We start from the raw sequence: 11,355 nt of genomic DNA on the forward strand, positions 1-11,355 counted from the left end.
AACTTAGGGCGATTTGAAGAAGCGATCGCCTCTTATGGCAAAGCGATTGAATTCAAACCTGACTACCACGGAGCTTGGAATAACCGGGGTTTGGCGCTGGGAAACTTAGGGCGATTTGAAGAAGCGATCGCCTCTTGGGACAAAGCGATTGAATTCAAACCTGACTTCCACGAAGCTTGGTATAACCGGGGTGTGGCGCTGGGAAACTTAGGGCGAAATGAAGAAGCGATCGCCTCTTGGGACAAAGCGATTGAATTCAAACCTGACTTCTACGAAGCTTGGTCTAACTGTGGTGAATTAAAAATTTGCCAAATCTTTAACACTAAACAAGATCTAGAAGTTTGGCGATCGCGCCTCACAACCATAGTCAACATTTACGAAAAAAACAACGTTCTTTCTGCTTTAGGACAAGGACTTGTTAACAACATCCCAGAAATAATGTCAGAAATGATTAGCGACAAAGCAGCGCGAATCTGGCTAGAAGTATGGCAAGAACAGACAAGCAAATTCGATGATTTTCAAATACCCTTACGCCTACTAAATGCCGCCGTCCGCTACCGGGAAACCAAAGGCGATCGACGGGCCCTACTGGAACTCCCCATCGAAGAACGAAAATTGCTACAATCCATATTGGATTTAGAACCATCAGGTCATTAGTATCCCATGCAAACTCTTCCGACTGCTACAACAAACTTCCACGTATCTAGTGACCTGTTCATTAAAGATTGCCTTCGCGCTGTTCATTACCTCAAAATCACCACCACCGTCTTTATTCTCGCTCAAAAGGTCAAGAAAAAAGTTAAGGGTCTTTTTCAACAAATAATCATCCATTTAGCTAGACTATTAAGTGAGCCTGTTGCAGGTAAACCGCCCGATCATCAGGACGATCCAGAGCGCGATCGCCCTCATTGGTGGCAAGAAATTAAAAGCTTTGTCACCCAAATTCAAGCAGAACATCTATCTGAAGCTCAATTGCGGAAAATTCTTGAAGACGCTTTTAGTCCAGAAGATGTCGATGCTGTCATAGAAGCATTGAAACAAGCATCGGAAATCATGGGAGATCCACCCCTAAACTTGTTTCAATAAATAAAACAATAGGTAACAATTATGGTTTCCCAAATCACATCACTGAGAGCAGCAATTAACGCTCTTAAGCAGCATCGAGAGAAGTTGGAACCTCAACTCGGTAAAAGCAAGTTAGATCGGCTGATATTTAATCTCGAAGAAATCGATTTAGATATTGAAAAATTTGCCAATGAGCTTATAGATGCTGCTACAAAAGAAGCAGCTTTAGAGCAGCTTACAGAAACAGTTGATTCTTTTCAATATGGCTCTATTCCTCATATAATAGGACATCTTGAGACAATAGAAGAACTATTGGAAAACAACATAGATAGACTTACCAGCAGGAGTGATGACTTTAGGGTGAATTTAATAACTAAATGAAAAATCCTCGCCAACTAGCATTTATCGCCCTCCGCGAAGTCCACCGACGCGGCGCATTCGCAGACGTGGCCCTCGATCGCACTCTCCGCAACTCCGAACTCAGCGAGGTCGATCGCAGACTCCTGACAGAAATAGTCTATGGTAGCGTCAGAAGAATGCGATCGCTCGATTTTCTCATCGACCAACTAGCAAAAAAACCCGCCTCCCAACAACCCCCAGACCTTCGCACAATTTTACACATCGGTTTATATCAACTCCAATATCTCACCCACATCCCCCCATCCGCCGCCGTTAATACCACCGTTCAACTAACAAAAGAAAACGGATTTTCTGGCCTTAGTAGCTTTGTTAATGGCCTATTGAGACAATACACCAGAATTACCCCCCAACCCCCCCTTATGAAGGGGGGGCTAAGAGTATTGCTTATGAAGGAGATGCTAAGAGTATTGCTTATGAAGGAGATGCTAAGAATATTGCTTATGAAGGAGATGCTAAGAATGACGATAAAACTAATACTACCCCCCAAAATAACACAACCCCCCCCCTTACCAAGGGGGGGCAGGGGGGGGTTAATTCAATCCTAAAACTACCAGAAAATCCCATCGAACGCTTAGGAATTATCCACAGTTTCCCCGACTGGCTAATACAATTCTGGCTAGAACAAATAGGCGAAACCGAAACAGAAAAACTCTGTCAATGGTTCAATCAATCCCCCACGATTGACCTCCGAATTAATCCCCTTCGTACAACCATTGATGAAGTAGAAACCGCCTTTAAATCTCAGAATATAGCAGTTAATCGCATCCCCTATTTACCCCAAGCCTTAAGATTAAATGGCAGCATCGGCGCAATTTACAACCTACCAGGATATAACGAAGGTTGGTGGACAATTCAAGACAGCAGCGCTCAATTAGTCACCCATTTACTCGACCCTCAACCAGGGGAAACTATCATTGATGCCTGCGCCGCACCCGGAGGAAAAACCACCCACATCGCCGAATTAATGCAGGATAAAGGCACAATTATCGCCTGCGATAAAACCGAAAGCCGACTCAAAAAGCTTAAACAAAATGCCGAAAGAATGCAGCTTAACTCTATTGAAATTCACACAGGAGATAGCCGTAACTTCCCCAACTTTACCAACAGTGCCGATCGCGTCTTACTAGATGCCCCTTGTTCAGGACTGGGAACCCTCCACCGCCGCGCCGATGCGCGTTGGAATCATACAGAAAAAAATATCGAAGAACTCTCAATACTGCAATTACAATTATTAGCAAATGTCGCCACATTTGTCAAGCCTGGAGGTAAATTAGTTTACGCAACCTGCACGATTCACCCCTTAGAAAACGAAAACATTATTGAATCATTTTTAACCAACAATCCTGACTGGCAAATAGAACCAATAACACTTGATTTACCCATAGAACCCACAGCCGAACGATGGCTAAAAGTCTGGCCGCAAAGACAACAAATGGATGGTTTCTTTATAGCCAGCCTAAAAAAATTATCATCGCCTTATATTGCTAGGGACTAGGGGTTAGGGGCTACGCATAGGTGTCAACTTAAGCAGAAAGCCCGCCAGGGGTTAAAACCCCTAGCTAATAAATTTAAGTCCTCTGAAGAGGACTAACTAAATTCAAAAGTTTTCTATTTAAAAGTTTTCTTAGTCCTCTTCAGAGGACTTGATCTTTGAGACAGGGGTTTTAACCCCTGTCGGATTCAGGGGTTTTAACCCCTGTCGGATTCAGGGTTTGACCTTAAGTTGACACCAATGGGGGCTACGATCATCAGTTAATTATAATTCTCAACAGGTTCTTGATAAGCTGGCTCTTGATAACTCTCTGGCTCTTGATAACTCTCTGGTTCTTGATAACTACCTGGATCTTGATAAGTAGCAGAATCGTGGGAACTACCCCCAGGATTATAAGGAGAAATAGAATCGTCATCATTCTTAATCATCCCATAAACCACGTTCCCAGGCTGCACAGGCTTCGCCTTAATACTCCCCTTTCTCCCCTCCAATTCCGGCAACTTTGGAAACTCCTCAACAGGCATTCCCTTTACCGCCTGAGACATAAATTCCCGCCAATTATAAGCGGCTGTACTACTAGCCCCATAAGTTGGATAATTATCATCATTTCCCAGCCAAATACCCGTTACTACCTGGGGGATAAAACCAATAAACCACAGATCGCGAGCCTGTTCAGAAGTACCAGTTTTGCCAGCAACATTTCGATCCGACAAAGCCGCAGGCCCTCCCGTACCGCTTTGCACCACTCCCTGCAACATCCAAGCAATAATTGCAGCACTATTTTTATCGACAACTCGCTTAGGTTTAAAATCAGCATTGTAAATTACATCTCCTCGCTGATTAATCACCCGGCGAATCCCGTGAGCCTCGATATAATTCCCTTGTGCTGCTAGAGTACCGTAAGCATTAGTTAACTCCAGTAAATTCACCTCCGAAGCGCCTAAAGCCAGCGAATAAGTGGGATTGAGTTTAGACTTAATCCCCATATCATGAGCTAACTTAATCGTCGGATCGAACCCAACATCAACTAACACTTTCACCGCTACCACATTCACAGAACTTGCTAGCGCGTCAGCCATCGATCGCCAACCGCTAAACCTTTTACCATAATTATTTGGTTGATACCCATCAAAAATCACCGGGCCATCTTCATAGCTGTCATAAGGCGAAAAACCAGCCGCGATCGCAGCCGTATAAACCAACCCCTTAAAAGTAGATCCTGGCTGCCGTAACGCTTGCGTAGCACGGTTAAACTCACTCTTTCCAAAATTCGCACCCCCCACCATCGCCTTCACTTCCCCAGTGCGAGATTCAATTGAAACCAGTGCCGCTTCCTCAAATCCCTGAGCTTTACCGTCAAGTTCTACAGCATCTTTCATCACCTGCTCTGCTATTTTCTGCCACTCCAAATTTATACTCGTTTCTACAGTCAAACCTCCCGCTTCCAAAGCATCCTTAGAAACATAGCGTGGCAATTCTTTCATAATATATCTGGCAAAATAGGGAGCTTGCACTTGCAGCCGTTTTGGAGCACTTGGTTTCACCGCCAGAGGTTGTGCGATCGCCTCCCGTTCTTGCGTCTCTGTAATCACCTTAGCTTCCAGCATTTGCTGCAACACAATATTACGGCGTTCCTTAGCAGCATCTGGATTCACCAGAGGCGAATATTCACTTGGTGCCGGAGGTAAACCCGCCAAAGTCGCCATCTCTGCCAAAGTCAATTCATTCACCGGCTTACTGAAATAAACCCAAGCCGCATCCGCCACCCCATAAGCACCAGAGCCCAAATAAACCAGATTCAAATAACGTTCTATAATTTGATCTTTCTTCAATTCTCGCTCAATTTTCTGAGCCAAAAGCGCCTCGCGCACCTTCCGCAACAAACTCCGTTCTTGGTTGAGGAATACAATCCGCGCTAACTGCTGCGTAATCGTACTTCCACCCTGTACTAAATCCCTCGCCATTATATTAGAAGCGATCGCCCGAAAAATCCCTTGATAATCGACCCCCCCATGTTCATAAAAACGCCGATCTTCGATCGCAATAAAAGCCTTAATTAACTGTTCGGGAATCTCCCTCAGTTGCAGCTTTTCCCTAGTTGCAGGCCCACTTTGCAGCAAAATCGTTCCATCAGCCGCCTTAATACTCAAAGTCCCATCGCGAGTAAAAGCCGACATATCAGCAATATTCGGCAAAGCTTGCTCTAAAGTACGTAGACTCCACCAGACATAGCCCAGAGCACTACCGCCAACAGTAACTACACCTACTCCTACCCAAAATATAGGGCGGCGGTAAAGATTTTTCTTGCCACTACTCGTCAGAGGAGGGAATTTGGCATCAAACCAAGCCCGAATCTTCCTCAAGCCCGACCAATCTCGCTTAACTATATCAACCTTATTTGCGTCAGATGGCTGATTCTCCGTCTCAAGTGCAGCACCTTCGGCTGTCAGGGGTTCAGCATTAACTGGCACACCTTGCTGTAATTCTTGACCCGTCGGCGGTGTAGGCACTGCCCCTTCCGTTATAGCTTGGTTGAGTCCGTCGCCATCGGTAGCAGGCGACCAATTTTCATCAAAACTCGCCCCTACAGCATTGCTGCCTTGGCTTGCCGGATCTTGCATATTTGATAAAGATTCTGCCACGTTAGACTTTTAAACCACCTGTTAATTTTAGAACGAAGAAGGAAGAAGGGGTTAGGGACTAGGGGTTAGGGAGTAGGGGTTAGGGACTAGGGGAAGAGGGAACAGGGAAAAAGAATAATTATTTAGGAGAGAAGGAAAGGGAATTATGAGCGAGTTATAAACGTGACTTGTAACTCAAAACTCTTCCCTAATCCCTAGCCCCTAGTCCCTAGCCCCTTCTTCCCCCCTAGACCCCTGCGTGGCCTAGTGCTAAGGCAGCCACAAGCATACCTAATACTAGGAAAGGCTGGGCACTTGCTTGATATTTAACATCATTTTCCAGAGGATTGCGTAGAAAATACATATCTTGGAAAGTGATTTGGGGAATCACCAACAACACGAGGAGGACAGCATAGAGATTCTGGTGGATGCTAATCAAGTATGCCGCAATTCCCAATTGAAAGAGGTCGATCGCGCACACGCAAATCCAAGCGGCTGTCCCCACGCCAAACATGACTGGCAGAGATTTTAACCCCAATTGGCGATCGCCTTCTACACTCTTAAAATCATTAACAATCGCAATTCCCAACCCTGCCATACTGTAAAACAGGGTCAAAATCATAATCGTCGCATCCAGTTTGCCGAACAAAGCTTGTCCCGCCCACCAAGGTAAAGCAATGTAGCTAGAACCCAAGGCATAATTCCCCAACCAGCCATTCTGCTTAAGTTTCAGCGGTGGTGCCGAGTAAATATAAGCGATAAAAGCGCCGCCGAGAGTTAAAAGAACCATGATCGGAAACTTATGACCGGCCCACAAATCAAGGGCGATGGAAATGCCGATCCCACCTGCCAGCAATACAAAAATCTGAGTAACCACTTGCGGAATCGAGATCGCGCCGGAGGGAATAGGGCGGTAGGGTTCGTTAATGGCATCAATTTCGCGATCGTAGAAGTCGTTAAGGGTTTGGGTATATCCTGTCATCAATGGGCCTGAGAGCAACATACAAGCCGCTGCTACTAAGACATTTTCCAGCGTCCAAGTGTAGTTACCAGAAGAAGCCGCCCCACACACGACTCCCCAAATTAGAGGAATCCAAGTAATCGGCTTCATCAGTTGCAAGCGAATTTTCCAGATAGAAGTTTCGCCCGGTGCAGCCCCTTTCATACCCAACATTTGCCGAGTTTTGGCGCTGCGGCTATCTGTTTGGGCAGCAGTGATGGGTGTTGGCTCTGGGGTAGACTGGGAAGGAGGAGAATCAGACATAGTTTTATGTTGACGGTGCTATCTTGTAGCTCTACGTTGCAATAATATTCCTGACAGGATACCATTGATATTCATAGATATACTTAATTTTTAACCGCACGGCGACGCAGATAATTACTAATTGCTAATTCTTAATAAAGATCCGGCCGGGATGGCAGAGTTATAGATATCTATTCTAAACTGTCTTGGCAATTGCTATAAAATAATTTAATTTTGTTCGGTTATCTCCTGAACTTTTTCATCTGGCAGAAAGTTAGAATCTAAAACCTCAATAGAAGTGTAAGGACATAGTTGGGGAAATACTTCTATCGGCAATCTAGTTTCAGCACTTGCCTGTTTAACCGCAGCCGCATAGCACTTATCAAATATCTCTTCTAAATATGGTTTGAGGCTAGGAGAATCTTCCAAATCGTCCTGAATGCGCCGCCGATGTTCTACGATGCTACCTTCCCAACTTCCGCTTCTCAACTCTGGCTGAAATTGCCACTTGAGCAAGTGCATAATAACTACAATAATATTGCTCTTTAGGCTCTTGCGCTCACTTCTTCCCATGCTTTCTATTTCCTCAATCAGGTTTTCCCAGTCGATATTTGAGAAATCCTGCGATCGCAACTTTTCTACTGTCGTCTCAATCCATTTCAGGTAGTCTGCCTCATATAAGCTCTGTCTGTCAATTCCTATTTCTGTCACCATAAGTTTCACTCCCAATGTTTACAATTATTTTTCTCGGATTTACAATTATATTTCTATTAGAAATATGTAAAAATTTGTCCATAAAAATCTCTTTATAGCTCTCCTAGTTTAATTCTCTTCATTTATTGCCTCAACTTTTCCATCGGGCAGAAAGTTAGAATCTAACACCTCAATAGAGGTGTAAGGACATAGTTGGGGAAATACTTCTATCGGTAATCCCGTCTCAGCACTTGCCTGTTCAACTGCATCCCAATAACATTCAGCAAATACCTCTTCTAAATATGGTTTGAGACTGGGAGAATCCTTTAAATCGTCGCGAATTCGCCTGCGATGTTCGACAATGCTGCTTTTCCAGCTACGACTTCTTAACTCTGGTTGAAATTGCCACTTTAACAAGTGCATAATAACTATAATAAGATTGCTCTTAAAACTCTTGCGCTCACTCCGCCCCATGCTTTCTATTTCCTCAATCAAATTTTCCCAGTCAACGTTTGAGAAATCTTGCGATCGCAACTTTTCTACAGTAGTTTCAATCCACTTCAAATAATCGGCTTCATATAAACTTTGTTTGTTAATTCCTAGTTCAGTCACCATATTTTTTACCTGAGTTTATGTTAATATCATTTACACACTTTCTACCAAAAACTAGGGTTTTAGATTGCTTTGTAAGACTCGCAATGACACAATTAAGTTTAAGTTGTTTTTGCCTAAGTCTGATTAATTCATTGAGCATTTTCGTCTGGCAGAAAGTTAGAATCTAACACCTCAATAGAGGTATAAGGGCATAATTGGGGAAATACTTCCAGAGGCAATCCAGTTTCAATACTTGCACTTTCAACGGCATTGGAATAGCATTTAGCAAATATATCTTCTAAATAGGGTTTAAGACTGGGGGAATCTTCTAGAGCGTTGCGAATGCGCCTGCGATGTTCAAAAATGCTACTTTTCCAGCTACGGCTTCTTAACTCTGGCTGAAATTGCCACTTGAGTAAGTGCATAATAACGATAATAAGATTACTTTCTAAACTCCTGCGTTCGCTTCTACCCATGCTTTCTATTTCCTCAATCAAATTTTCCCAGTCGATATTTGAGAAATCCTGCGATCGCAACTTTTCTACAGTAGTTTCAATCCACTTCAAATAATCCGCTTCATATAAACTTTGTCTGTCAATTTCTAGTTTTGTCACCATAACGGCTTCCTCTTAAAGTTCTCACCTAAAACATCTTTAATAAATGACTCTATCGCCGAGTGGGGGCGGGTTTTTTAGTCTTTCTGTACTGTATAAAGCTACTGGCGAACCCGCCCCTACAGGTTTTTGAGGATGGTGCAAGAGAGCCGTTAAAATGAAATAATCAAGTAACTATTCTGAAACTTAGCACCAGTTACGGATTTTCCAGTTAATGCGGGAGGTAGTAGAATATTTCGCCGCTGATCTCCGGCATCAATAGTAACTTCCGGCCCCGACTGCGTAAGTTTAATTTGTTTTTTGTCAAATCCCGGCAAAAATAAACTAACTTGACGGTCAGCAACGTTGATGGTAATCGGTTTTGGTGCTTCACTGGCCTTACTAAAATCTGGTAAAGCATCCATTAATTGCTGCCAGTTATTATTACCCGCTACAGGGATTGATACTGCTGTCAAAGGAGCAAATTCGGCGGTAATAGTCTCTGTAACTGCTGATTGGTTAAGGATAACACCGCCAACTGTAAGACCGACTTGTTGAGAACTACCCCAGAGATAACGGGCCGTTGCGATCGCACTTTCCTCCCCATTCGTCACCAAATAAGCCGCCACTCGATTTGGATCTGCGATCGACGCTCTACCCTGATCTAAAATATTATTAACTTGTTGTGCTGGTTGGGCAAAATTATCACCCGACCAATCAACATTAAGAACAGTGCTAACTACGGGTTGCACAAACGGGGATAGAGATTTACCTAAATCTGAATCTGCAAAAACTTGGCGGAAGCGACGGATGTACCAACTCAAAATTTCCGCCATTCCCAGCATCCGCAATTCCTCAAGGCCACCGCTGCCATCGTAGACAATAACATCGTACTGTCCCGAAGCATCGTACTCCCGCAGAGCATCAAGTGCTAAAGCGCTGTCCATTCCTGGCAATATGCCTAATTCTTGCCCGTAAACCTGTTTAAAGAAAGGAGTGCGGAGATATTGAGCTTCCAGAGTTTTCAGTTCCTCCCACCTCTTCTCTAGCAGCAGTGTGCTCTGAAACTGCACTGCTTTGAGGTTAGGGGCTATTTCCTGGGGTTCTCCACTCACAGTAGCACGTAGCATAATCCCTAGAGCTGGCCCCGGTTCTTGACCAGCTAGCAGGACTCGCTTACCAGAGGCGGCAAACTTTTTCGCCGCTGCGATCGCGATCGTGGTTCTACCTGTACCGCCTTTACCCAAAAATGTCAAAATCAAAGCCATTTTCTGTTCCCGATGCCAATAGCTACAATTCAGCCCAACCCTCTGTCAGCGATCGCAGTCATTCCCTCTACTAGAGAACAACTTGACCGTTGCAGTTTTATCAGTTCAGCGTTCTTGACTATGTTAGCGGCCAGTTAGCCTCAGTGCCATCTCAACACAGAAGGAGATCGAAAAATAATAGTGATGAGCTATGAGATTGCTTGATTCAAAAGCAATCTCATAAGAACCCTAGCCCCTATACTAAATAGGTTCTAGCTCATCTTCAAAGAACCACGTCGCAAAGTTAGCGTCATCAAACTTGACAACTACGCCTACTCCGCTGCCGTCAACCATTCTGAAACCATCAACTGTGCCAACTGGATTTTCCTTCAACTTACCGATGATATTTGCAGGTACCCGGTCTCTGAGACGGCGTACCTTGACTCTCTGACCTACTTCTATAGACACTTAATACTTCTCCTCTCATCAACCAATCCACAGTTTATCTGATTTGGGGGTTGGGCGATCGCAGCAAGGAAGTGCAGAATGAACAATGAAAAGAGCGATCGCGAAGCAATCTCAAAACTCTTTAATCCCAATCATCAGGTAGGTTATGTTAGCTAAAAGAATTTTGCCCTGTTTGGACGTAAAAGCTGGTCGCGTGGTCAAAGGTATCAACTTTATCGATCTTAAGGATGCTGGCGATCCAGTAGAACTAGCCCAAGTCTATAATGAGGCGGGTGCTGATGAGTTGGTGTTTCTAGACATTACTGCAACCCACGAAGACAGGGATATTATCGTTGATGTGGTCTATCGCACGGCGGAAAGGGTGTTTATCCCCTTGACGGTAGGTGGGGGTATCCAAAACTTAGAAACAATTAAAAATTTGTTAAGAGCCGGTGCTGATAAGGTCAGCATCAACTCAGCGGCGGTACGCGACCCCGATTTTATCAATCGCGCTAGTTCGCGGTTTGGGAATCAGTGTATTGTAGTGGCGATCGATGCTCGGCGGCGGGTCGATCCCGACAATCCGGGATGGGATGTTTATGTGCGGGGTGGTCGTGAAAATACGGGAAAAGATGCGATCGCCTGGGCGAAGGAAGTTGAACAACGCGGCGCTGGTGAACTTTTGGTAACAAGTATGGATGCTGACGGCACTAAGGCTGGTTACGATTTAGAATTGACCCGCAGTATCGCTGAAATTGTCGAAATTCCGGTGATTGCTTCTGGAGGGGCCGGCAACTGCCAACACATTTACGAAGCTGTAACCACAGGTTCGGCCCAAGCCGCGCTATTGGCTTCCCTGCTGCATTTCGGCGAACTCAGTGTAGCTGAAATTAAGAATTACCTAGCTAAGCACGAAGTACCCGTGCGAACCATCTAAACC

The 11,355-nt window shown here is 44.5% G+C and carries 11 protein-coding genes and 1 pseudogene; 5 read left to right on the forward strand and 7 right to left on the reverse strand.

Features of this window, described 5'->3' with window-relative positions; genetic code table 11:
- From PN499_RS12520 to PN499_RS29580, 4 genes and pseudogenes are all read left to right on the forward strand, one after another.
- The coding region (locus tag PN499_RS12520; RefSeq protein WP_272032258.1) for a tetratricopeptide repeat protein at window positions 1–657 on the forward strand (657 nt) is incomplete at its 5' end.
- A 6-nt stretch (window positions 658–663) separates the two neighbouring features.
- A complete protein-coding gene (locus PN499_RS12525; protein WP_272032259.1) occupies window positions 664–1,086 on the forward strand; it encodes a hypothetical protein in 423 nt (140 codons plus the stop codon).
- A 21-nt stretch (window positions 1,087–1,107) separates the two neighbouring features.
- Entirely contained in the window at window positions 1,108–1,446 is a 339-nt protein-coding gene (locus tag PN499_RS12530) for a hypothetical protein (protein ID WP_272032260.1), read from the forward strand.
- Window positions 1,443–2,980, forward strand: a pseudogene (locus PN499_RS29580) (16S rRNA (cytosine(967)-C(5))-methyltransferase). Before PN499_RS12530 ends, PN499_RS29580 begins: the two are co-directional and overlap by 4 nt.
- A gap of 257 nt (window positions 2,981–3,237) precedes the next feature.
- Here PN499_RS29580 and PN499_RS12545 read toward each other — a convergent pair.
- From PN499_RS12545 to petP, 7 genes are all read right to left on the reverse strand, one after another.
- A complete protein-coding gene (locus PN499_RS12545; protein ID WP_272032261.1) occupies window positions 3,238–5,619 on the reverse strand; it encodes a transglycosylase domain-containing protein in 2,382 nt (793 codons plus the stop codon).
- Window positions 5,620–5,845: 226 nt separating this feature from the next.
- A complete protein-coding gene (chlG, locus tag PN499_RS12550; RefSeq protein ID WP_272032262.1) occupies window positions 5,846–6,862 on the reverse strand; it encodes a chlorophyll synthase ChlG in 1,017 nt (338 codons plus the stop codon).
- Window positions 6,863–7,069: 207 nt separating this feature from the next.
- Window positions 7,070–7,555: a DUF29 domain-containing protein gene (locus PN499_RS12555; RefSeq protein WP_272032263.1), complete on the reverse strand. Its 486-nt coding sequence runs from the start codon at window positions 7,553–7,555 to the stop codon at window positions 7,070–7,072.
- 108 nt (window positions 7,556–7,663) lie between these two features.
- Window positions 7,664–8,149, reverse strand: coding sequence for a DUF29 domain-containing protein (locus PN499_RS12560; protein WP_272032264.1), 486 nt, complete (start codon window positions 8,147–8,149; stop codon window positions 7,664–7,666).
- A 128-nt stretch (window positions 8,150–8,277) separates the two neighbouring features.
- Window positions 8,278–8,745: a DUF29 domain-containing protein gene (locus tag PN499_RS12565; protein WP_272032265.1), complete on the reverse strand. Its 468-nt coding sequence runs from the start codon at window positions 8,743–8,745 to the stop codon at window positions 8,278–8,280.
- Window positions 8,746–8,894: 149 nt separating this feature from the next.
- The gene (locus PN499_RS12570; RefSeq protein ID WP_272032267.1) at window positions 8,895–9,989 is read right to left on the reverse strand and encodes a Get3/ArsA fold putative tail anchor-mediating ATPase NosAFP; all 1,095 of its coding nucleotides are present in this window, start codon (window positions 9,987–9,989) and stop codon (window positions 8,895–8,897) included.
- A 240-nt stretch (window positions 9,990–10,229) separates the two neighbouring features.
- Complete coding sequence (petP, locus tag PN499_RS12575) at window positions 10,230–10,436, reverse strand: cytochrome b6f subunit PetP (RefSeq protein WP_272032268.1); 207 nt, start codon at window positions 10,434–10,436, stop codon at window positions 10,230–10,232.
- A gap of 145 nt (window positions 10,437–10,581) precedes the next feature.
- Between petP and hisF the strand changes: the two genes are divergently transcribed.
- A complete protein-coding gene (hisF, locus tag PN499_RS12580) occupies window positions 10,582–11,352 on the forward strand; it encodes an imidazole glycerol phosphate synthase subunit HisF (RefSeq protein WP_272032270.1) in 771 nt (256 codons plus the stop codon).
- The last annotated feature ends 3 nt before the right edge of the window (window positions 11,353–11,355 follow it).

The sequence above is a fragment of the Kamptonema animale CS-326 genome (assembly GCF_028330895.1).
GTDB lineage: Bacteria > Cyanobacteriota > Cyanobacteriia > Cyanobacteriales > Microcoleaceae > Kamptonema > Kamptonema formosum.